The sequence below is a fragment of the Streptomyces sp. NPDC005866 genome, from assembly GCF_040629895.1.
Classification (GTDB): Bacteria; Actinomycetota; Actinomycetes; order Streptomycetales; family Streptomycetaceae; genus Streptomyces.
The window spans coordinates 48950-71148 of sequence record NZ_JBEXWP010000033.1 but is presented as its reverse complement, the minus strand read 5'-3'; the positions used below and the strand labels follow the sequence as shown (position 1 = coordinate 71148).

Below are 22199 nucleotides of genomic sequence, written 5' to 3'. Positions count from 1 at the left end.
TGGTAGGTGAATAGCTTGTCAACGGTCTGGCGTTAATCCGAGGTAACGGAGACCGCAACGCAAGATCGGGTGTCCCGATTGAGGGGAGTTTGCGCGTGTTGTCGTCTCGTATCGTGGACACACTCGGAATGACACATTCCGGCCTGGTGATCCTCGACGGCGTCGGAATGGGCGTCGAGGATGTCGTTCACCTCGCCGACGGCACCGCCAGGCCGGTCCCCGGCACGGACGCCATGCGGCGCGCGGAGGAGTCCTGGAACGCCGCCCGGCAGATCGCCGCGACCGGCCGCGTCTACGGCCGTTCGACCGGCGTCGGCGCCAACCGGAACGAGGACGTGCCCACCGAGGCGGCCGCCGGACACGGGCTGCGGCTGCTGCGCAGCCACGCCGGGGCGATCGGCGAGGAACTGCCCGCCCGGCAGGTGCGCGCGATGCTCGCGGTACGGGCGAACCAGCTGCTGGCGGGCGGCGCCGGACTGCGGCCCAGTGTGATCACCGCGCTGTGCGGGGCACTGGAGACGGGCGCCCATCCGGTCGTCAACGAGTTCGGCTCGGTCGGCACCGGCGACATCGCCGCGCTCGCGCAGATGGGGCTGGCGCTGGCCGGGGAACACCCCTGGCGGGGCGACAAGGCTCCGGATCCCCAGCCCCTCGACAACAACGACGCCCTCGCCCTGATCAGCAGCAACGCCCTCACCCTCGGTCAGTCGGCGCTCGCCCTGCACGAGTTGCGCGGGCTGATCGAGGCCACCCAGGTCGTGGCGGCCCTGTCGCTGCTCGCCGTCGACGGCTCGCACGAGGCCTACGCGGCCCCGGTGCACGCGGCCCGCCCGCACCGGGGCAGTGTCGAAGTCGCCCGCCGGATGCGGGAGCTGATCGGCGCCGCCGACCGGCCGACCCCGCCGCTCGGCCGTATCCAGGACCCGTACGGCTTCCGCTGCCTGCCGCAGATCCACGGCCCCGCGCTCGACGCCGCCGACGCGCTGGAGCAGGTTCTGGCCGTCGAGATCAACGCGGCCGCCGAGAACCCCCTCATCTCAGCCGAGGACCTCGCCGCCTACCACCACGGCGGCTTCTACCAGGCCCAACTCGCCCTTGCCCTCGACCACTTCAGGCTCGCCGTCACCCAGGTCGCCCGGCTGTCCACCTCCCGGCTGTCCTCCCTCAACGAGCCCGCCTTCACCCGGCTGCGGCCCTTCCTCGCCGACCAGGAGCCCGCCTCCTCCGGCGTGATGATCCTGGAGTACGCCGCCGGCGCCGCCCTGGGCGATCTGCGCGCGTTCTCCGCGCCCGCCTCCCTCGGGCACGCTGTACTCTCCCGAGGCGTCGAGGAGCAGGCCAGTTTCGCCTCGCTAGCCGCCCGTCAAACGCTGCGCGCCTGCCGTGCGTACCGTCTGGTGGCCGGCTGCGAACTCGTCGCCGCCGTACGGGCTTTGCGTCAGCGCGGGCTTCGGCCCGAACCCGGGCTCGGGGCCGGCAGGGCGCTGGAGTTCGCGGAGGCGGCGCTGGAGGCGGAGGCGGCCGACCGGCCGCTCACGGACGACGTCACGGCGGCGGCCGGGCTGCTCGACAGGTTCACGGACATCTGGAGGGGGAGCACGTCATGAACGTGACCGACAGCCCTGCGACTCGGTTGCAGGCGCTCTTCGAGGGGCACCGGCTCACACCGACCCAGCGGCGCATCGCGCACAGCATGGTGCGGCGCGCCGCCGACGTGCCCTTCCTGTCCAGCGTGGAGCTGGCCGAACTGGCCGGGGTCAGCCAGCCCTCCGTGACACGGTTCGCGGTCGCCCTCGGCTTCGACGGCTACCCGGCGCTGCGCAAGCACCTGCGCGAGGTGGTGCCCGCCGAACAGGCGGTCGGCAACGGGTCGTACAACGAGTACCAGCAGGCCGTCGAGGCCGAGATCGAGAACCTGCGGCACCTCGCCGAGGTGCTCGCCGACCCCCGCCCGGTGCAGCAGGCCGGCCGGGTGCTGGCCGCCTCCCGGCCGCTGCCGGTGCTCGGGCTGCGTGCCGCCGCCTCGCAGGCGTACGGCTTCGCCTACTTCGCCGCCAAGGTCCACCCGGACGTCCGGCTGCTCAACGAGGGCGGCACGATGATCCACGACCGCATCGACGCGGCCGTACGGGCGGGTGCCTCGGCGCTGCTGTGCTTCGCGCTGCCCCGGCACCCGCGCGAGGTCGTGGACACCCTGGGGTATGCGAAGGAGGCCGGGCTGACCGTCGTGACCGTCGCCGACTCCGCCTTCGCGCCCGTGGCCAAGGTCTCCGACCTGCTGCTGCCCGCCGCCGTCGGCACCGGGCTCGCCTTCGACACGGCGTGCGCGCCGATGCTGCTCGGGCGGGTGCTGCTGGAGGCGATGGCCGACGACCTGCCGGACGCGCAGGCCCGCCTGGAGGAGTTCGACGCCCGGGCGGCGGCCAGGGGGCTGTTCGTCGAATAGCCGGCTTTAAGACTCGTCTCACGTTCTCTGGTTAGCGTCCCGCCCTACGGACTGACTGGGCCGAGACCGGCGAGGAGGCTGCGGACAATGGCGCGTGCGGGACGAGGGGCACGAGGAGCACAGGGCTTGGCCCGGGTGGCCGTGGTCGTACGGGCCGGGGCCGCGCCGCTGTGGTGGTTCGGGGTGTTCGCGGCCGGGATCGGCGTGTGGCCCGAGGGGATCACCGGGCGCCGGATCGGCGTCATGGCCGGGGCCGCGCTGTTCATCGTCGGCGCCGCCGTCGTGGCACTCACCCGCCGCAAGCGCTACACAGCACTGCTGCGCGGTGCCGCCCGGGCCGGCAAGCACGATGTGCTCCAGGACCGGGCCGTGACCGTGCGGAACTGGCGCCGGGGGCACCGCTGGTGGCTGCTGCTGGCCTTCGCCGTCGCGCTCGGCAGCGCCTTCGCGGTGCCGGCGGCGGGCGGCATGCTGCTCGCCGGGACCGGCACCGGGCTGCGGCTGAAGGCGGCCTGGCTGGGCCGCCGGGAGAAGGCCGGCGAGCAGCTGGTGTGGGTGCGCGTCGACTGGCTCGACCAGCGCGGTGGCCGTCCGGTGGGCAAGGCCGTCAAGGCGTATCGCGCTACCGGTGTCGCGGCGGGCGACGCGGCCCCGGGCGGAGCGCGCCGCCGCACCGCCGCGCTGGTCTGAGGCTCGCTCAGACCTCCAAATTCTCCTCGATCTTCTTCAGCTGGTGCCGGGCCATCGCCAGGTTGGACCGGGAGATGTCAAGGACCAGGTAGAGGAAGAGGCCGTTGCCGCCCTGGCCCTTGAGCAGCCGGATCAGGTGGTACTGGTTCGAGAGCGTGATCAGGATGTCCTCGATCTCGCCCTTGAGCCCCAGGTGCTCCATGGTGCGCATCTTGGCGCGGATCACGTCCGTGTTGCCGGCGGCGGCCACGTTGAGGTCGAAGGTCTTGCTGCCGCCCATCGTGCCCAGCGCCATCCCGCTGGTGTAGTCGACGAGTGCGACGCCGGTGGCGCCCTCGATGGAGGTGAGGGCCTCTTTCAGCGCGGTTTCGGTGTTGGCCATGGTGGTTCTTCCTCTCAACTGTTCAACTGTCGGTTGCGGTGCGCGCGTCGGTGGTGGTGCCGGCGCGTGGCGTGCGCGTGGTTCTGGTCCGTGGGGCTGCTGTGGTGCGGGCCGGGCGCAGGGCCTTGGCGGCGGCCTCGGCGGCGTCGACGAGCTCTCCGATCCGGGCGGCGGCCCGGCGGCCCTCCAGGTGGAGCCGGCCGACGTTCACCCGGTCCTGGGCGAGCAGCGTGAGTACGGCGCTGCGGCCGGCCGCGTAGGTGGCGACACAGCCGTCCTCGCCGCGCACCAGCAGTTCCCTGAGCTCGCCCTTGCCGGTGGCGTCGGAAACCCGGACGGCGACGCCGAGTTCGGCCGCGGTGAGGGCGGCGAGGCCCTCCGGGTCGACGCCCGGGCAGTCGTGGGCGACGACCAGGCCGTCGACGCCGGCCGCGAGGGCACCGGTGAGCTGGGGCATCCGGGTGCGTAGCCGGCGCAGTTCGTCGAGGACGGCCTCTCTGCCGGAGCTGCCGGGTTCTGCCGCCATCAGCTGTCTCCTCTCGGCGGTGCGGTGCCGTTCAAAGGGCCTCCAGCGCATCCCTGAGCCTCTTCAGCAGCGCGATGTCGGGGTCGGTGACCGGTGGGAGCCGGGGTGCGGCGGCCGTCGTGTTTCCCGGGGCGAGGAGCCCGGCCGCCGCCAGCCGCCGTATGTCCACCAGCGTGTGGAATGCAGGCCGGCCCAGCTCCCGGGCGATCTCCGGGGCCGTGCGGACGCCGTCCACCCGGTCCAGGACCGCCCGCTGGCGTGGGGTGACCGGCGGTGGCGCGACCGGGTCGGCGCGGACCAGCGGGGCGCCGTCGATCGCCGGGTCGGGCCAGATCCGGTGCAGCAGCTCGCGGCGGCGCAGGGTCTCGCGCTCTACGGCGGTGACGGGGACGGCGGGCAGGGGGCCGACGGCGGCCGTGGCGCCGTAGCGGAAGCGGCCCGGGGTGCTGCTGGGGGCGAGCGCGAAGTACCCGGCGTCGTACAGCGCGCCGAGGCGGCACAGTTCCAGAGCACCCTTCGGCAGCAGGCCGGCGTCGAGCAGCCGGTGCGCGGCGGCGGGTATGTCGTCGGTCCAGGGCCAGACCGCCGCGTCGAGCGTGCCGTGGGCCGTGAGGAGCACGTCGAGGCCGGGTGCCAGCGGGCTCTCGGCGTGCACCACGCGGCCCTCGGCCAGGTGCAGGGTGCCGTGCTCGCGGACCAGGACACCGGTGGCCCGCTCCTCGGCGAGGCGTATCAGCATCGGCGAGAGCACGCCGGGCGCCCGGTCGTGTACGGCCGCACGGTCCCGTACCGGCAGCGGCGGAGGTGTTCTGACCACGGTCATCCCAGCACCAGCCGCTCGGCCATCTCGCCGAGCCGGATCCGGGCGAGGGCGAGATTGCCGTCCTCGCGGGCCAGCCACAGATGCAGGAACACGGTGGCGTCGAAGGACGTGACCACGAACCGCAGCAGGTGGTAGCTGTCCCGATTGGTGACGATCAGATCCTCCACCGCAGGGCCCACCTCGGTGTCGTCCTCCGTGCTGAACGCCCCGTGCTCGGCGGCCAGCCGGGCCAGTTCGGCGGCCTCCGCCGCGGTGGTCTCGTGGTCACCGCCGGGCGCCTCTCCGACCGTGCCCAGGGCCAGCCCGCTGGTCCAGTCGACCAACGCGGCGCCCCGGGCACCGGGCAGTCGCATCGCTTCCAGTAAGCACTCGTCGATTCCGGGCACCGTGGCTCCCCTCCGCCGCCTGGGACTCCGGTTGAGTGACGCCGACACTACGCAACGTGTGCGGGAGGAGTGATGCGTTTGGCATTTTCCAGTGGAACATGCGTCCGGCAGACTAGTGTTGGTCAACTGGCCTGCTTTTCAGGCCAGTTGATCCTTGTGTCCCAGGTGTCTCAACGGCTCCCGGTCGCGTGCAGGGTGGTGAGCGCGTCGACGTGCGCCCCACCGGATTCGGCCACGATCTCCGCGACCGTCTGCGGCTCCCGCACGACGGCGAACGCCACGCCTCCCTCGCCGTCCGGCGCGAAGCCGTAGACCCCGGGCCGGGCGAGGGAGTTGTAGGAGTAGTGGCTGCCGAAGTAGTACGCCCCGGTGTCCAGGGCCGCCGCGAGGTCCCCCTGCTCCAGCAACGGCAGCGACCGCCCCTCGGCGAGCAGGTCACCCGCGAAACAGGCCGGCCCCGCCACGTCCTGCACCACCGCCGGCCCCTCCTTCGGCCGCCCCTTGTCGTCGTACGCGGCGATCCTGAGCGGCCACGCCCCCGGCACGTACACCGTCCGCGGCGCCACCTGCACGCCTGCGTGCGTCACCGCGATCCGCCGCCCGCCGGAGCTCTTGGCGTACTCCACCCGGGCCACCACCGTGCCGTTCCGCGCCAGCAGCGACCGCCCGAACTCCGTCACCAGCCCGTACCGCCCGTCGAACAGCCCCGGCACCTCCTCCGCGAGCAACCGCGCGTACTGCGTGTACGTCGGCTCCGTCACCTCCGAAGCGAAGTTGACCGACAGCCCGCCGCCGATGTCCAGGGTGTCGATCTGCCGCCGCCCGAGGCGCGCGTTGATCTCCTCGGCCAGCGCATACGTCTCCGCCACACCCCGCGCCAGCAACGGCAGCGAGATCCCCTGCGACCCGGTGTGCGCGTGCAGCCGCGTCAGCCACGGCCGCTCCGCGAACGCCCGTACGACCCACTCCCGCGCCCCCTCGTCCCGCAGCCCCACCCCGAACTTCGAGGTCGCCGTCGCGGTGGAGGTGGCGCCGATGGTCCCGGCACCGATCTGCGGGTTCACCCGGATCCCGAGCGGCGAGCGGGTGCGGCCGCCGGCGGGTACCAGGGCGTCGATCCTGGCCAGTTCCTGCGGGTTGTCCGCGTTCACGGCGACGCCCAGTGCCAGCGCCTCGCGCAGCTCCGCCTCGGTCTTCGCGGGCGCGTCGAACACCGTCCCCTCCACCGGCACCCCGGCCGCCCGCGCCAGCGCCAGCTCGCCCGCACTGGCCACCTCGGCGCCGATGCCCTCGCCGGCCAGCAGCCGCACCACCGGCACCAGCGGGTTCGCCTTCACCGCGAAGGCGTGCAGTATCGCGGTGCCGGGCGCCGCGACCGCCTCGAACGCCTGGCGCAGCGCGGCCGCCGAGGCACGGATGCCGGTCACGTCCAGCAGGCCTACGATCGGCGCGTCGGGCCCCAGCAGCCCCTGCTCCACCGCCGCCCGCACGGCGTCGTCCCGCCGCACCACCCGCTCACCGTCATCCTCGCAACCGCCCTTGCTCGCTGCGCTGCTCGTTTCGTTGTCCGCCACGACGTCCCCCGAGATGTCGTCGTCCGCACCGTTAAGGCCCATAAGTCCAGCCAAACATCCGGACGGCGGCCGCGCTGGCGGACCGACGTATTGACTAGGTCTATTCAGCCAGCCAGGATGTGAATAACCGAATAACCGCAGGATCACTTCACTGGCCGTCATTCGCTAGGAGGCAGACCATGTCAGGACCCCGCCCCGTACGAGCTCCGCGCGGTACGGAACTGAGCGCCCTGGGATGGCAGCAGGAAGCCGCCCTGCGGATGCTGCAGAACAACCTCGACCCCGAGGTCGCCGAGCACCCCGACAAGCTCGTCGTCTACGGCGGCACCGGCAAGGCCGCCCGTGACTGGCGCTCCTTCGACGCGATGGTCCGCACGCTGCGGACCCTCAAGCAGGACGAGACCATGCTGGTCCAGTCCGGCCGCCCGGTCGGCGTGATGCAGACCCACGAATGGGCCCCGCGCGTCCTCATCGCCAACTCCAACCTGGTCGGCGACTGGGCCAACTGGGAGGAGTTCCGCCGCCTGGAGGCCCTCGGTCTGACCATGTACGGCCAGATGACCGCCGGCTCCTGGATCTACATCGGCACCCAGGGCATCCTCCAGGGCACCTACGAGACCTTCGCCGCCGTCGCCGCGAAGAAGTTCAACGACACCCTCGCCGGGACCATCACCCTCACCGCCGGTCTCGGCGGCATGGGCGGCGCCCAGCCCCTCGCCGTCACCATGAACGACGGCGTCGCCATCTGCGTCGACTGCGACCCGCGCGCCATCGAGCGCCGCATCGAGCACCGCTACCTCGACGTGAAGGCCGACTCGCTCGACCACGCGCTCCAGCTGGCGACCGAGGCCCGCGACGCCCGCCGCCCGCTGTCCATCGGCGTCCTCGGCAACGCGGCCGAGCTGGTGCCGCAGCTGCTCGCGATGGACGCGCCCATCGACATCGTCACCGACCAGACGTCGGCGCACGACCCGCTGGCGTACCTGCCGGTGGGCGTCGCCTTCGACGACATGGCGTCCTACGCGGCGAAGGACCCGGCGGGCTTCACGACCCGCGCCCGTGAGTCGATGGCGAAGCATGTCGAGGCGATGGTCGGCTTCATGGACGCCGGCGCCGAGGTCTTCGACTACGGCAACTCGATCCGCGGCGAGGCGAAACTGGCGGGCTATGAGCGGGCGTTCGCGTTCCCCGGCTTCGTCCCGGCGTACATCCGCCCGCTGTTCTGCGAGGGCAAGGGCCCCTTCCGGTGGGCGGCCCTGTCCGGTGAGGCCTCCGACATCGCGAAGACCGACAAGGCGATCCTGGAGCTGTTCCCGGAGAACGAGTCCCTCGCCCGCTGGATCAAGCTGGCCGGTGAGCGGGTCCACTTCCAGGGTCTGCCCGCGCGTATCTGCTGGCTCGGCTACGGCGAGCGGGACAAGGCCGGCGAGCGGTTCAACGACATGGTGGCGAGCGGCGAGCTGGCGGCGCCGCTGGCGATCGGCCGCGACCATCTCGACTGCGGCTCCGTGGCCTCCCCCTACCGTGAGACGGAGGCCATGCTGGACGGGTCCGACGCGATCGCCGACTGGCCGCTGCTGAACGCCATGGTGAACGTGGCGTCGGGTGCGTCCTGGGTCTCCATCCACCACGGCGGCGGGGTGGGCATGGGGCGGTCCATCCACGCGGGGCAGGTGACGGTGGCCGACGGCACCAAGCTCTCCGGGGAGAAGATCCGCCGGGTGCTGACGAACGACCCCGGGATGGGTGTCATCCGGCATGTCGACGCGGGGTACGACATCGCGGAGTCGGTGGCCGACGAGCGGGACGTGCGGGTGCCCATGCGTGAGGGTGACGACGCGTGAGCCAGCCGGCTGTTGAGCCGGGCGGCAGCTCCTTCCACTCCATGTGGCGTGAGCTGCTCCCCGTCGGCCGGCATCCCGGCTCCCACGGTTACCGGCGCTTCGCCTGGACCGGCGCCGACGCCGAGTGCCGGGACTGGTTCCGGGAGCAGGCCGAGGCGCGTGGGCTGGCGTACGAGGTCGACCGGAACGGGAACCAGTGGGCCTGGCTCGGGGATCCCGCCGCCGGGGACGCCGTCGTCACCGGGTCGCATCTGGACTCCGTGCCGGACGGCGGGGCCTTCGACGGGCCCCTGGGCGTCGTGTCCTCCTTCGCCGCGCTCGACGAACTCCGCGGGAGGGGAGCGGAGTTCACCAAGCCCCTCGCCATCGTCAACTTCGGTGACGAGGAGGGCGCCCGGTTCGGGCTCGCCTGTGTCGGGTCACGGCTCGCCGCGGGGCAGCTGACCGTCGAGCAGGCGCACCGGCTGACGGACGGGGACGGGATCACGCTGCCGCGGGCCATGGAGGCCGCCGGCTACGACCCCGACGCCATAGGCGCCGACCCCGAGCGGCTCGCCCGCATCGGTGCCTTCGTCGAGCTCCATGTCGAACAGGGGCGGGCGCTGGACCTGTCCGGCGACCGGGTCGGCATCGCCAGTGCCATCTGGCCGCACGGACGCTGGCGGTTCGACTTCCGCGGCGAGGCCAACCACGCCGGCACGACCCGGCTGGCCGACCGTCGCGACCCCATGCTGTCGTACGCCGAGACCGTGCTCGCCGCCCGCCGTGAGGCCGAACTCGCCCGTGCCGTCGCCACCTTCGGGAAGATCGCCGTCGAGCCGAACGGCGTCAACGCCATCCCCTCCCTGGTACGCGGCTGGCTCGACTCGCGCGCCGCCGACCAGGCCACCCTCGACACCGTCGTCGGCGGCGTCGAGAAGGCGGCCCGGGAGTACGCCGAGGCGCACGGCATCGCTCTCGACGTGGTCCGGGAGTCCTTCACGCCGGTCGTCGAGTTCGATCACGCCCTGCGGGACGAACTCGGGCGCATCCTCGGCCGGGACACCGGTCTCACCGCGCCCATCCTGGGTACCGGCGCGGGACACGACGCCGGGATCCTCTCCGGAAGCGTTCCGACCGCCATGCTGTTCGTACGCAACCCCACCGGCGTCTCGCACTCCCCGGCCGAGTTCGCGGCCGAGGACGACTGCGTGGCCGGGGTGAGCGCGCTCGCCGACGTACTGGAAGGGCTGGCCTGCGAGTGACGACACGGAAGACGTACTGGCTGGAATACGCCTGGCTGGACCCACATGTGGAGCCGGGTGTGGCCGTGGAGATGGCGGACGGGCGGATCACCGCCGTCCGCACGGACACCCCCACCCCGCCGCCGGGGGCCGAGATCCTGCGCGGTCTCACCCTTCCCGGCCTGGCGAACGCCCACTCGCACGCCTTCCACCGCGCCCTGCGCGGCACGGTCCAGGTCGGCTCCGGGACCTTCTGGACCTGGCGCGAGTTCATGTACTCCTTCGCCGACCGGCTGACCCCGGAGAACTACCACGCGCTCGCCCGCGCGGTGTACGCCGAGATGGCCCTGGCGGGCGTCGCCTGCGTCGGCGAGTTCCACTACGTCCACCACGCCCCCGGCGGCACCCCCTACGCCGACCCCAACGCCATGGGAGAGGCGCTGATCGCGGCCGCCGCCGACGCCGGTATCCGGATCACCCTCCTCGACACCGCCTATCTCTCCTCCGGCTTCGGCGAGCCGCCCAACGCCCAACAGCTGCGCTTCTCCGACGGCAGCGCGGAGGCCTGGGCCGAACGCTGTTCAGTTCTCAAGGAACGGGATCACGCGCGGATCGGGGCGGCCATCCACTCCGTACGGGCCGTGCCCGCCGATCAGATGGCGACCGTGGCCCGCTGGGCCGAGGAGCGGCGGGCCCCGCTCCATGTGCACCTGTCCGAGCAGACGGCGGAGAACGACGCCTGCCTGGCCGCCCACGGCTGCACACCCACCCGCCTGCTGGCCGACCACGGTGTCCTCGGGCGGCGCACGACCGGCGTGCACAACACCCACCTCACCGACGAGGACATCGAGCTGATCGGGGAGAGCGGGACCGGCACCTGTATGTGCCCGACGACCGAACGGGACCTGGCGGACGGGATCGGCCCCGCCGCCGACCTCCAGGGGCAGGGCTCGCCGCTCTCCCTCGGCTCCGACAGCCACGCCTTCATCGACCTGCTCGAAGAGGCGCGCGCGATGGAGCTGGACGAGCGGCTGCGCACCCGCACCCGGGGCCACTGGACGGCCGCCGCCCTGCTGCGCGCCGCCTCCGTCGACGGCCATGCCGCCCTCGGCTGGGACCACGCCGGCACCATCGAGCCCGGCATGCTCGCCGACCTGACGACGATCGCGCTCGACTCGGTCAGAACGGCGGGGACGCTGCCGCGACTCGGCGCCGAGACGGCCGTATTCGCCGCGACGGCTGCGGACGTACGGCACACGGTCGTCGCGGGCCGTCATGTCGTACGCGACGGTGCGCACACGCTCGTCCCCGATGTGCCGCAAGCCCTCGATCGGGCCGTGGCAGCCCTTCGCGCCTGACGACCCCCCACGAGGACACCATGAGCAGCAGCACCGCCATCACCAACATCGCCACACTGGTCACCAACGACCCCTCCCTCGGTGACGGCTCCCCTCTCGGTCTGATCCAGGACGCGGCCGTCGTCATCGACGGCGACCGTGTCGCGTGGACCGGTGAATCCAGCAAAGCACTCGCCACTGACAACCGGGTCGACGCGGGCGGCCGGGCGGTGCTGCCGGGGTTCGTGGACTCCCACTCCCACCTGGTCTTCGCGGGCGACCGCACCCAGGAGTTCAACGCCCGTATGTCCGGCCGGTCGTACACCGCGGGCGGCATCCGCACCACCGTCGCCGCCACCCGCGCCGCGACCGACGCGGAACTGGAGGCGAACCTCACGCACTACCTCGACGAGGCCCTCCGCCAGGGCACCACCACCTTCGAGACGAAGTCGGGGTACGGCCTGACGGTCGAGGACGAGGCGCGGGCCCTGCGCATCGCCGCCGCCCACACCGACGAGGTGACGTACCTCGGCGCCCACATCGTCTCCCCGGACTACGCAGACGACCCCGCCGCCTATGTCGCCCTGGTCACCGGCGAGATGCTCGACGCCTGTGCCCCGTACGCCCGTTGGGTCGACGTCTTCTGCGAGAAGGGCGCCTTCGACGGCGACCAGGCCCGCGCGATCCTCACGGCGGGCAAGGCCAAGGGCCTGACCCCGCGCATCCACGCCAACCAGCTCTCCTACGGTCCCGGCGTCCAACTGGCCGTCGAACTCGACGCGGCGAGCGCCGACCACTGCACCCACCTCACGGACGCGGACGTGGACGCTCTCGCGAACAGCCGGACGGTCGCCACGCTCCTCCCGGGCGCCGAGTTCTCCACCCGTGCCGCATGGCCGGACGCCCGCCGCCTCCTCGACGCGGGCGTGACCGTGGCCCTCTCCACGGACTGCAACCCGGGCTCCTCCTTCACTTCCTCCGTCCCCTTCTGCGTCGCCCTGGCCGTCCGGGACATGCGCATGACCCCCGACGAGGCGGTGTGGTCGGCGACGGCGGGCGGCGCGGCGGCGCTCAGAAGGGGCGACATCGGCCTGCTCACACCGGGTGCGTATGCCGACCTGACCCTGCTGGACGCCCCCAGCCATGTCCATCTGGCCTACCGGCCGGGGGTTCCGCTGGTCGCCGGGGTGTGGCGCAGGGGCGTCCGGGCCCTCGGCTGAGTCAGCCGGCCCCCGCCCGCCAGCGCCGGGCCGTGCCGTCGTTCACCGGGTCCAGGGAGAGCTGGTCGTCGCCGTTCGGGGTGAGGGCCGTCCCGGTGGCGACGGCCGGGCGGTTCTCCAGGAGGAGGGTGGGGTCCAGGGCGGCGGAGCGTTCGTCGTGCGACCACCCGGCGGCCAGGCGCACGGTCAGCAGGAGCAGATGGTGGCGGAGGGGGAGGCCGGCTCGGCGCCGCGTGCGATGTCACGGGCCGCGGTGGTGAAGGTCTGCGCGGTGAGCCGACGGGCCGCCGCGTCGCCGGTCGTGCAGAGCCGGGCGTAGCCGAGGACCGCGGGGTGGTGGCGGGCGCGTAGTTCCTGGAGGGCCGGGTACACGGTGGGCGGGCGCGCGCAGGAGTTCGGTGAGGCGAGCGTCCGAGGGCGGGTTGTCCTGGACCATGGTGCACCCCTTCGCGCCGGCCTCCCGTATGCCCGTCCTTGCTGACGTACCGGCCAGTTTGGGGTGTGGGTGGGGCGTGAGGGAGGCCTTTGGCGAAGAAGCGGCCGCGGGAGCTCTCCTGCGGGGGAGCGGGCCGTGTTCAGCAGGCGGCTGCCGAACACGGCCGTCGCTCCTGTCACTCCTCCAGCGTCAGCGCCTTCCGCAGCTTCACCAGCGTCCGGGACAGCAGCCGGGACACGTGCATCTGCGAGATGCCCAGTTCCTCGCCGATCTCCGACTGGGTCATGCCGGCGACGAAGCGCAGGGAGAGGATCTTCCGGTCCCTGGACGGGAGTTCGGCGATCAGCGGCTTCAGGGACTCGATGTACTCGATGCCCTCGAGGCCGTGGTCCTCGTAGCCGATGCGGTCCGCCAGGGCGCCTTCGGACTCGTCCTCGTCCGGCTGTGCGTCCAGGGAGGAGGCGGTGTAGGCGTTGGAGGCGGCCATGCCCTCGACGACCTCGTCGTTCGAGAGGCCGAGGCGTTCCGCGAGTTCCGCGACCGTGGGGGCGCGGTCAAGCTTCTGGGCCAGTTCGTCGCCCGCCTTGGCGAGGTCCAGACGGAGTTCCTGCAGGCGGCGCGGGACGCGTACCGACCACGACGTGTCGCGGAAGAAACGCTTGATCTCGCCGATGATTGTTGGCATCGCGAATGTGGGGAACTCGACACCGCGGGACAACTCGAAGCGGTCGATCGCCTTGATCAGGCCGATGGTGCCGACCTGGATGATGTCCTCCATCGGCTCGCTGCGGGAGCGGAAACGGGAGGCGGCGAACTTGACGAGCGCGAGGTTCAGTTCGACGAGCGTGTTGCGTACGTACGAATACGTGTGGGTGCCTTCCTCCAGCGACTCCAGTCGCTCGAAGAGGGTCTTGGACAGGGCTCGCGCGTCGACCGCGTCGACTTCGTCGTACGGGGGGATCTCGGGCAGATCGAGCCCCGCGATGAATCCCTCGATGGCATCCAGTTGTTCCGGTGGGGGTGTCGACGTCGTCGTCCGGGTATGCGAGGCGTCGAGCCGGGGTGACATGGTGTCCTCCATCGTTCTCGGCATAAGGGCTGCCGAAGCCGTGCGTGCACTGCGGTGTGCGGCGCCTCCAAAGCCGGCCGTGTCGGTTACGTGTCCCTACTAGCCCTACCCGGTTATCCAAGCCACTCGCAAGTCCGTTCTATTACCATTTGTCCTATTCTGAGAGGTTGTTCGGGTGTCGGAGTGCGTGGAGAAGGCGTAATGTTCGAGGGCGTCGACACGGCGTTCGGCGGACATCGGTGGGCATCGTCAGACATCGGTCAGACGGTGGCAAAAGCGGTCACGACCTCGGGAGAGACACGGCAATGGACCACGGGACGGTCGGCAGCGCACAGTCGGGCCGGCTGCTGGTGGAAGTTCGGGAAGAGGGCTCCAGCGCCGTCGTGATTCCGGCGGGTGAGCTCGATCACCACACCGCCGATCTGCTGCGCGAGCCGCTCGATGATCTTCTCGACAAGGGGTTCTCACGCCTTGTCGTCGACTGCTCACGCCTTGAGTTCTGCGACTCCACCGGGCTGAACGTGCTGCTCGGCGCCCGGCTTCGGGCCGAGGCCGCCGGAGGCGGGGTGCATCTCGCGGGGATGCTGCCCGTCGTCGCCCGGGTGTTCGAGATCACGGGAGCCGAGGCGGTCTTCACCGTCCATGACTCCGTCGAGGCGGCCCTGTCCGAGGAAGCCGGCGACGCCGACGAAGCCGGCGGCGAGGGCTGAGCCCTCGCCGGTGTTCGGAACCGGGGGGTGTCCCGGCGGATCGCCCGGGCAGGAGAGATTCTGGATCTGTCGCTGACCGATCCGGCCTCAGGCCGGGTAGGTCATGCCGACAGGCCCGTACGAACCGCAGCAAGTGAACTTTTGAATCATGAACCGGTGAAACGGTGAGGTGAAGCGCTGATGAGCACCACCCGGCCTTACCCGCCGGGCGACCGCGGCCCGGAGCCCAGCGGCGTTTCCGGGGTGTCCGAGGCGGCGGCGTCCGACGCTCCGTCCGCCTCGTCGGGGGGTCGTCAGGTCCGCAGGCTGCGCCTCGACGGGGAGAGCGGGGTCGTACCGCTCGCCCGCGACTTCACCCGCCAGGCGCTGTACGCGTGGGGCTGGCTGCCGGCCCCGTCCGCCGACCGCAGAGCCGCAGCCGAGGACGTGCTGCTCGTGGTCTCCGAGCTCGTCACCAACGCGTGCCTGCATGCCGAGGGGCCGGACGAGCTGTTCCTCGCCTGCGACAACAAGGTGATCCGGGTGGAGGTGTCCGACCGGGGGGCCGGGCAGCCGTCGCCGCGGACTCCGCACCGGGCGGGCCGGCCGGGGGGGCACGGGATGTTCATCGTGCAACGGCTGTGTCTTGACTGGGGGGTCCTACGGGCGGCCGGGGCGGCCGGGAAGACCGTCTGGGCGGAGTTGGGAGCGCCGGCGTAAGGGGGCGACGCCCGGTGCCGGCTCCCGGATGCGGGCCGGCGAGGGCTTGCCGCGCCCACGCTGCGGCAGCCGCATATCCCATACAGCCCCGCATATCCAATACAGCTCCGTGCCTCTGAGGGGCGCTTCAACTCACAGGCCGCTCAGGCATCCCCACACTTCCGCCACGCCCCTTTCTCTTCCCTCCTCATGAGCCCCGGCGTACCTTGACGGCCGAATCTGATACCTCGTCAGTTGCGAATGGGGTGGACCGACCGTGTCGCCGTACCAGAAACGCACCGCCGTGCTCGCGTCCGCCGCCGCCCTGGCCGGCTCGGCCGTGCTGCTCGACGCACGAGGGCCACCCCGTTCCGAAGAACGCGGTGGCCCTCTGTCGGCAGACGACGCTCAGTGCACGTCTCCCATAAGCTCCCGGACCTTCTTCCGGTACATCCACACAGCCGCACCGGCGAGAACCGCCAGCACCGCCTGCAACGCCACGATGCCCGTCTTGTTCAGGTCGACCCCGGCGATGGACAGCAGACCGGTCGTGGCGTCACCCGCGGTGACCGCCAGGAACCACACACCCATCATCTGGGACGCGTACTTCGCCGGAGCCATCTTGGTCGTCACGGACAGACCCACCGGAGACAGCAACAGCTCGCCCACGGTCTGCACGAAGTAGATGCCGACCAGCCACATCGCCGCGGCCTTGTGACCGCCCTCGGCGATCGACAGCGGCGCGAGGAACAGGAAGAACGACGCACCGATCAGCACCAGACCACCGGCGAACTTCACGGCCGTGCTCGGCTCCTTGCCTCGCCGGGCCGTCGCCAGCCACGCCCAGGCGAAGACCGGCGCGAGCGCCATGATCATGACCGGGTTGACGGACTGGTACCAGGAGACCGGGAACTCCCAGCCGAAGACGGTGTTCTTCGCGGAGGCATCCGCGAACAGGGAGACGGTGGAGCCACCCTGGTCGTAGATCATCCAGAACACGGCGGCGGCCACGAAGAACCAGATGTACGCGCTCATCTTGGACTGATCGGCGCGGTCCAGGTCCTTGTCGCGCTTTATGCGCGCGATGACGACGATAGGGATCAGCAGACCGGCGATCGTGATCGGGACCAGCAGCCAGTTCAGCGTGTAGACACCGGAGACACCCACGATGAGGTAGAAGACCACGGCGACGGCGGCCCACAGACCGGCCTTCGTCAGCGTCGCCTTCTTCTGCGCGGCGGACAGCGGCGTCGGGACGATGTCCGAGCGCGAGCTCAGGTGGCGCGTGCCGAGCAGGAACTGGGCGAGGCCCAGCGCCATGCCCAGCGCGGCCAGCGCGAAGCCGAGGTGCCAGTTGTAGTTCTCGCCGACCGTGCCGATGACCAGCGGCGCGGCGAAGGCGCCCAGGTTGATACCGATGTAGAAGAGCGTGAAGCCACCGTCACGGCGCGGGTCGTCCGGACCGCCGTACAGGTGACCGACCATCGTGGAGATGTTGGCCTTCAGCAGACCGGAGCCGATCGCGACCAGACCGAGGCCGGCGAAGAACGTACCGGCGCTGGGCAGCGCCAGCGTCAGGTGGCCGAGCATGATGATCACGCCGGCGACGGCGACCGTTTTGCGGGGGCCGAGGACACGGTCGGCGAACCAGCCGCCCGGCAGGGCGAGCAGGTACACGAGCGACAGGTACACCGAGTAGATGGCCGTCGCCGTGGCCGCGCTCATGTGCAGGCCGCCGGGAGCGACCAGATACAGCGGGAGCAGGGCCTTCATGCCGTAGTAGGAGAATCGCTCCCACATCTCGGTCATGAAGAGAGTGGCCAGTCCGCGGGGGTGGCCGAAGAAGGTCTTCTCGGAACCGGGGGTGCCCGGTCGAACCGAGTCCTTCGTCAGGCTGGACGCCATTGGTCGTTCCTTGCTGTCGGGACGCGCGGTGGGGCTCTGCGCGCCCGTGGGGGGAGCGGCCGGCACCGGCGGGTCGCACCGTCCACCCCACGCCCAGGGGGAGTCCACCCCGGATCACGGAGCGGCGGACGGCGACCACCGGGATCCACGCCCCGTGACGCTGCGTCGCGTCCGGAGCCCGGCCAGAGGTCATTCCTTTCAAGGCCGGCCGGGGCCGACCCGCACACAAAAGAGACCTTCAGCGTCAAGAAGCCCGCCGAAGGTCCCCTGGTGTACTACAGGCGTTCACGTCACTCTACGTCATGACACTGGCGGATATGGAAGGACTTGAGACAGGGATCACAGGTGTCGAGGGAACCGTGCGCCCGCTTTCGAAGGTCCCCCTACCGTCTCACCTCTCGCCCATAGGTTCGTACCACTGTGCCCCGAGGTAAGAATCCCGCGTGCCGATCACACCCCGGCACAGCGCGTAGTCGGACTACCATCACCTCATGACCCGTGTACTGCTCGCCGAGGACGACGCGTCCATCTCGGAGCCGCTGGCCCGCGCCCTGCGCCGGGAAGGTTACGAGGTCGAGGTGCGCGAGGACGGACCCACCGCGCTCGACGCCGGAATGCAGGGCGGCATCGACCTGGTCGTGCTGGACCTCGGGCTGCCCGGCATGGACGGCCTGGAGGTCGCGCGCCGGCTGCGTGCCGAGGGCCACGCCGTACCGATCCTCATCCTGACCGCACGCGCCGACGAGGTGGACACCGTCGTCGGCCTGGACGCGGGCGCCGACGACTACGTCACCAAGCCGTTCCGCCTCGCGGAACTGCTCGCCCGGGTGCGGGCGCTGCTCCGCCGTGGCGCCGCGGAGCCCGCGCAGCCGCCGGCCACGCACGGTGTGCGGATCGACGTCGAGTCGCACCGGGCGTGGATGGGGGACGAGGAGCTCCAGCTCACCGCGAAGGAGTTCGACCTGCTGCGGGTGCTGGTGCGGGACGCGGGGCGGGTCGTCACGCGTGACCAGCTGATGCGGGAGGTCTGGGACACCACGTGGTGGTCGTCGACCAAGACGCTCGACATGCATATCTCGTGGCTGCGGAAGAAGCTCGGCGACGATGCGGCGAACCCTCGGTACATCGCTACCGTGCGTGGTGTCGGGTTCCGGTTCGAGAAGAGCTGAGTGCGGATCGCGGTGGGTGGTGTGTGCGAGTGTGCGACTGGCCGCCGTACGTGGCAGGCCGCGCCCACGCGGCCGAGCCGCACATGTCAGCGTCCCGCGCCCCTGAAGGGGCGCTGACGTGCGTCGTCGTCTGATCCAGTCCACCCTCGCCGTCGTTCTCGTCGTCATCGCCGTCTTCGGCGTGTCCCTCGTGATCGTCGAATCGCGGACCATCAGCAACAGCGCCCAGGAACGTGTCGACTCCGAAGCGCTCCGGCTGGCCAGCATCGTCGACAGCCGCATCCTCGGGGACGAGGACATCACCGCGGGGATACTGCGCAACCAGGTCGGCAGGGACCAGTACGCCGTCATCCGGATCCCGGGCAAGGCGCCGATCGAGCTCGGGGTCAAGCCCGAGGGCGATGTCATCCACAACACCGTCGACGGCGAGGAAGGCGAGACGGTCACCGTCCAGGAGCCGCGGTCGACGGTGACCCGGGAGGTCGGCCGGACGCTGCTGATCATCGGGGCGGTCGCGCTGCTCGCCGTGATCGCCGCCATCCTGCTGGCCATCCGGCAGGCCAACCGGCTCGCCTCCCCGCTCACCGACCTCGCCGAGACCGCCGAACGGCTGGGCTCCGGCGACCCGCGCCCCCGGCACAAGCGGTACGGGGTCCCGGAGCTGGACCGGGTCGCCGACGTGCTCGACTCCTCCGCCGAGCGAATCGGGCGGATGCTCACCGCCGAGCGGCGGCTGGCCGCCGACGCCTCCCACCAGCTGCGCACTCCGCTGACCGCGCTGTCCATGCGGCTTGAGGAAATCACCCTCACCGACGACCCGGACACCGTGAAGGAGGAGGCGAACGTGGCGTTGACGCAGGTGGAGCGGCTGACGGACGTCGTCGAGCGGCTGCTGACCAACTCCCGCGACCCGCGCACCGGCTCCGCCGTCACCTTCGACCTCGACGAGGTCATCCAGCAGCAGCTCGCCGAGTGGCGGCCCGCCTACCGCAGCGCGGGCCGGGCCATCGTCAGCTCCGGCAAACGCCATCTGCGGGCCGTGGGCACGCCGGGCGCGGTCGCGCAGGTGCTGGCCGCGCTGATCGAGAACTCGCTGATGCACGGCGGCGGCACGGTCGCCCTGCGCACCCGGGTCACCGGCAACCAGGCCGTGGTGGAGGTGACGGACGAGGGGGCCGGAGTGCCCGCCGACCTCGGCAACCGCATCTTCGAGCGGACGATCAGCGGCCGCAACTCCACCGGGATCGGGCTGGCCGTCGCCCGTGACCTGGCGGAGGCCGACGGCGGCCGCCTGGAACTGCTCCAGGCCCAGCCGCCGGTGTTCGGTCTGTTCCTGTCCCGCACCCCGCCGCCGGCACACAATCTGGACGACGGCCACCCGATGGTCCGCTAGGAGACCCACTGCTTGGGCCGGCGCTGAGGCTTGCCGGGCTCGGCGGCCTCCTCCAGGATCGCCTCCGCTTTCGCGACCGTCTCGCGGGCCGGCAGCGCCTTGAACACCCAGCTGCGGTACGACCAGAAGCGGAACAGCGTCGCCACGCCGATGCCGACGAACTTAAAGACGTTGCTCTGCAGCGGGCTGTCCCAGCCGAAGCCGTAGGTCGCCAGATACAGCACACCGTTCTCGATCACCAGGCCGACCGCGCTGAACAGCAGGAACAGGGTGAGTTCCTTGGTGCGGCCGCTCTTGTCACGGTCCCGGTACGTCCAGTAGCGGAAGCCGATGTAGTTGAAGACGATTGCGACGACGGTCGCTATGACGCTCGCCCGCACCACCGGCAGGTCGGTGACGTGCCGGACCAGGTTGAAGACGCCGAGGTTGACGAGGATCCCGGCACCGCCGACGGCGCCGAATTTGGCGACCTCGCGTACGAGCCGTTGCAGCCCCGAGGAACTAGGTTCCATGGTTGTGCGGGCTCCCGTCCGTAGGTATTGGCGACTCAGCCATGCTAACGACCCAGTATGTCCCACGCCTGTGGATGACGACACAGGTCGGAAACGGCTTGCAAAGAGCAGGGGAAAAGCGGGGCAAGAGCCGGCCAAGGGACAGGTAAGAGCCCTGGTCGCGACCGCGGAAACCGGCCACCGTGACGCTGCGGATACCCTGGGGGCGTGACGTTCCCGGTAGTCGGCATGGTCGGCGGGGGCCAGCTCGCGCGTATGACGCACGAAGCGGGCATCCCGCTGGGCATCAGGTTCAAGCTCCTCAGTGACACCCCTCAGGATTCCGCGGCCCAGGTGGTGAGCGATGTCGTCATCGGCGACTACCGCGACCTGGAGACGCTGCGTGCGTTCGCGCGCGGCTGCGATGTGATCACCTTCGATCACGAGCATGTGCCGACCGAGCACCTCAGGGCCCTGGAGGCGGACGGCATCCCCGTGCGCCCCGGTCCCGACGCGCTGGTGCACGCCCAGGACAAGGGCGTGATGCGGGCGAGGCTCGACGCGATCGGCATCCCGTGCCCGCGCCACCGGATCGTGGCCGACCAGGAGGACGTGGTCCGGTTCGCGGCCGAGGGCGACGGCTTCCCCGTCGTGCTGAAGACCGTGCGCGGCGGCTACGACGGCAAGGGCGTGTGGGTCGTGGAGACCGCCGAGGAGGCCACCGACCCCTTCCGAGCCGGCGTGCCCGTCCTCGCCGAGGAGAAGGTCGACTACGTCCGCGAGCTCGCCGCCAACGTCGTACGCTCCCCGCACGGCCAGGCCGTCGCCTACCCGGTGGTCGAGTCCCGGCAGGTGAACGGCGTCTGCGACACGGTCATCGCGCCCGCCCCCGACCTGGACGCGGCCCTCGCCCTGCGGGCCGAGGAGATGGCCCTGCGGATCGCCAAGGAACTGGGCGTGGTCGGCCACCTGGCCGTCGAGCTGTTCCAGACCCGCGACGGCCGCATCCTCGTCAACGAACTGGCGATGCGCCCGCACAACTCGGGTCACTGGAGCCAGGACGGCGCGATCACCTCGCAGTTCGCCAACCACGTCCGCGCCATCCTCGACCTGCCCCTCGGCGACCCGCGCCCGCGCGCGAAGTGGACGGTCATGGTTAACGTCCTCGGCGGCGACTACCCCGACATGTACTCCGCGTACCTGCACTGCATGGCCCGTGACCCCCAACTGAAGATCCACATGTACGGCAAGGACGTGAAGCCCGGCCGCAAGGTGGGCCACGTCAACACCTACGGCGACGACCTGGACGACGTTCTCGAACGCGCACGTCACGCTGCCGGCTACCTGAGAGGCACGATCACCGAATGAGCCCCGTTGTTGGCATCGTGATGGGTTCGGACTCCGACTGGCCCGTCATGGAGGCCGCCGCCAAGGCCCTCGACGAGTTCGAGATCGGCTACGAGGTCGACGTCGTCTCCGCGCACCGCATGCCGCGCGAGATGGTGACGTACGGCGAGCAGGCGGCGGAGCGCGGTCTGAAGGTGATCATCGCGGGTGCGGGCGGTGCCGCCCACCTGCCCGGCATGCTCGCCTCCGTCACCCCTCTCCCGGTCATCGGCGTCCCGGTCCCGCTGAAGTACCTCGACGGCATGGACAGCCTCCTGTCGATCGTGCAGATGCCGGCGGGCGTCCCGGTCGCCACGGTCTCGGTCGCCGGCGCCCGTAACGCGGGCCTGCTGGCCGCCCGCATCCTGGCCACGCACGACGAGGACCTCCTCGCCCGGATGCGCGACTTCCAGCAGGACCTCAACGACCAGGCGGCCGAGAAGGGCAAGCGGCTGCGGGCAAAGGTCGAGGGCGGCTCCGACGGCTTCGGCTTCGGCAAGTAGAGGACCGG

General features: G+C 71.1%; 21 protein-coding genes and 1 pseudogene. 13 read left to right on the top strand and 9 right to left on the bottom strand.

Annotated elements, in window-relative coordinates:
• Positions 1-128: 128 nt before the first annotated feature.
• The 3 genes from ABZ396_RS35705 (at position 129) to ABZ396_RS35695 (ending at position 3136) form a co-directional block, all read left to right on the top strand.
• Positions 129-1607, top strand: coding sequence for an aromatic amino acid ammonia-lyase (locus ABZ396_RS35705; protein WP_358921304.1), 1479 nt, complete (start codon positions 129-131; stop codon positions 1605-1607).
• Entirely contained in the window at positions 1604-2446 is an 843-nt protein-coding gene (locus tag ABZ396_RS35700; RefSeq protein ID WP_358921302.1) for a MurR/RpiR family transcriptional regulator, read from the top strand. The genes ABZ396_RS35705 and ABZ396_RS35700 overlap by 4 nt, the downstream gene beginning before the upstream one ends.
• Before the next feature lie 87 nt (positions 2447-2533).
• Entirely contained in the window at positions 2534-3136 is a 603-nt protein-coding gene (locus tag ABZ396_RS35695; RefSeq protein ID WP_358921300.1) for a hypothetical protein, read from the top strand.
• Positions 3137-3143: 7 nt separating this feature from the next.
• Here the strand turns inward: ABZ396_RS35695 and ABZ396_RS35690 are convergent, their stop codons facing one another.
• The 5 genes from ABZ396_RS35690 to ABZ396_RS35670 all read right to left on the bottom strand — a co-directional run bounded on the left by ABZ396_RS35690 (position 3144) and on the right by ABZ396_RS35670 (position 6869).
• Entirely contained in the window at positions 3144-3518 is a 375-nt protein-coding gene (locus tag ABZ396_RS35690; protein ID WP_358921298.1) for a hypothetical protein, read from the bottom strand.
• Between the two features lie 22 nt (positions 3519-3540).
• Positions 3541-4044, bottom strand: a complete 504-nt coding sequence (locus tag ABZ396_RS35685; RefSeq protein WP_358921296.1) for a roadblock/LC7 domain-containing protein — start codon at positions 4042-4044, stop codon at positions 3541-3543.
• A gap of 31 nt (positions 4045-4075) precedes the next feature.
• Entirely contained in the window at positions 4076-4867 is a 792-nt protein-coding gene (locus ABZ396_RS35680) for a transcriptional regulator (RefSeq protein ID WP_358921294.1), read from the bottom strand.
• Positions 4864-5253, bottom strand: a complete 390-nt coding sequence (locus ABZ396_RS35675; RefSeq protein ID WP_358921293.1) for a hypothetical protein — start codon at positions 5251-5253, stop codon at positions 4864-4866. The genes ABZ396_RS35680 and ABZ396_RS35675 overlap by 4 nt, the downstream gene beginning before the upstream one ends.
• A gap of 170 nt (positions 5254-5423) precedes the next feature.
• Positions 5424-6869: a diaminopimelate decarboxylase gene (locus ABZ396_RS35670; protein WP_358921291.1), complete on the bottom strand. Its 1446-nt coding sequence runs from the start codon at positions 6867-6869 to the stop codon at positions 5424-5426.
• Positions 6870-7006: 137 nt separating this feature from the next.
• Between ABZ396_RS35670 and hutU the strand changes: the two genes are divergently transcribed.
• From hutU to hutI, 4 genes are read left to right on the top strand one after another with little or no spacing between them, the layout of a single operon-like run.
• Positions 7007-8671, top strand: a complete 1665-nt coding sequence (hutU, locus tag ABZ396_RS35665) for a urocanate hydratase (RefSeq protein ID WP_358921290.1) — start codon at positions 7007-7009, stop codon at positions 8669-8671.
• A gap of 41 nt (positions 8672-8712) precedes the next feature.
• On the top strand, positions 8713-9915 hold the full coding sequence (locus ABZ396_RS35660) for an allantoate amidohydrolase (RefSeq protein WP_358921350.1): 1203 nt from the start codon (positions 8713-8715) through the stop codon (positions 9913-9915).
• Complete coding sequence (locus tag ABZ396_RS35655) at positions 9906-11252, top strand: formimidoylglutamate deiminase (RefSeq protein WP_358921348.1); 1347 nt, start codon at positions 9906-9908, stop codon at positions 11250-11252. The genes ABZ396_RS35660 and ABZ396_RS35655 overlap by 10 nt, the downstream gene beginning before the upstream one ends.
• Positions 11253-11272: 20 nt before the next feature.
• Positions 11273-12451: an imidazolonepropionase gene (hutI, locus tag ABZ396_RS35650; protein WP_359186724.1), complete on the top strand. Its 1179-nt coding sequence runs from the start codon at positions 11273-11275 to the stop codon at positions 12449-12451.
• A 118-nt stretch (positions 12452-12569) separates the two neighbouring features.
• On the opposite strand, the pseudogene ABZ396_RS35645 reads toward hutI, so the two are convergent.
• Both ABZ396_RS35645 and ABZ396_RS35640 read right to left on the bottom strand, forming a co-directional pair.
• Positions 12570-12887: pseudogene (locus ABZ396_RS35645) on the bottom strand (ricin-type beta-trefoil lectin domain protein); the annotation flags it as partial.
• 175 nt (positions 12888-13062) lie between these two features.
• The gene (locus ABZ396_RS35640) at positions 13063-13956 is read right to left on the bottom strand and encodes an RNA polymerase sigma factor SigF (RefSeq protein WP_358921347.1); all 894 of its coding nucleotides are present in this window, start codon (positions 13954-13956) and stop codon (positions 13063-13065) included.
• 305 nt (positions 13957-14261) lie between these two features.
• Between ABZ396_RS35640 and ABZ396_RS35635 the strand changes: the two genes are divergently transcribed.
• Complete coding sequence (locus ABZ396_RS35635) at positions 14262-14666, top strand: STAS domain-containing protein (RefSeq protein ID WP_358921287.1); 405 nt, start codon at positions 14262-14264, stop codon at positions 14664-14666.
• Positions 14667-14846: 180 nt separating this feature from the next.
• Positions 14847-15365, top strand: coding sequence for an ATP-binding protein (locus ABZ396_RS35630; protein ID WP_358921285.1), 519 nt, complete (start codon positions 14847-14849; stop codon positions 15363-15365).
• Between the two features lie 387 nt (positions 15366-15752).
• Here the strand turns inward: ABZ396_RS35630 and ABZ396_RS35625 are convergent, their stop codons facing one another.
• On the bottom strand, positions 15753-17249 hold the full coding sequence (locus ABZ396_RS35625; protein WP_358921283.1) for an oligopeptide:H+ symporter: 1497 nt from the start codon (positions 17247-17249) through the stop codon (positions 15753-15755).
• Between the two features lie 491 nt (positions 17250-17740).
• Here ABZ396_RS35625 and ABZ396_RS35620 point away from each other — a divergent pair, with 491 nt between their 5' ends.
• Positions 17741-18418: a response regulator transcription factor gene (locus ABZ396_RS35620; protein WP_007382513.1), complete on the top strand. Its 678-nt coding sequence runs from the start codon at positions 17741-17743 to the stop codon at positions 18416-18418.
• A 118-nt stretch (positions 18419-18536) separates the two neighbouring features.
• Entirely contained in the window at positions 18537-19811 is a 1275-nt protein-coding gene (locus ABZ396_RS35615) for an ATP-binding protein (RefSeq protein WP_358921281.1), read from the top strand.
• On the opposite strand, the gene ABZ396_RS35610 is transcribed toward ABZ396_RS35615, so the two are convergent.
• A complete protein-coding gene (locus ABZ396_RS35610) occupies positions 19808-20323 on the bottom strand; it encodes a GtrA family protein (RefSeq protein ID WP_358921279.1) in 516 nt (171 codons plus the stop codon). The genes ABZ396_RS35615 and ABZ396_RS35610 overlap by 4 nt on opposite strands.
• A 207-nt stretch (positions 20324-20530) precedes the next feature.
• Here ABZ396_RS35610 and ABZ396_RS35605 point away from each other — a divergent pair, with 207 nt between their 5' ends.
• Together ABZ396_RS35605 and purE are read left to right on the top strand one after the other, a co-directional pair.
• On the top strand, positions 20531-21670 hold the full coding sequence (locus ABZ396_RS35605; protein ID WP_358921277.1) for a 5-(carboxyamino)imidazole ribonucleotide synthase: 1140 nt from the start codon (positions 20531-20533) through the stop codon (positions 21668-21670).
• The gene (gene purE / locus ABZ396_RS35600; protein WP_358921275.1) at positions 21667-22191 is read left to right on the top strand and encodes a 5-(carboxyamino)imidazole ribonucleotide mutase; all 525 of its coding nucleotides are present in this window, start codon (positions 21667-21669) and stop codon (positions 22189-22191) included. The genes ABZ396_RS35605 and purE overlap by 4 nt, the downstream gene beginning before the upstream one ends.
• The last annotated feature ends 8 nt before the right edge of the window (positions 22192-22199 follow it).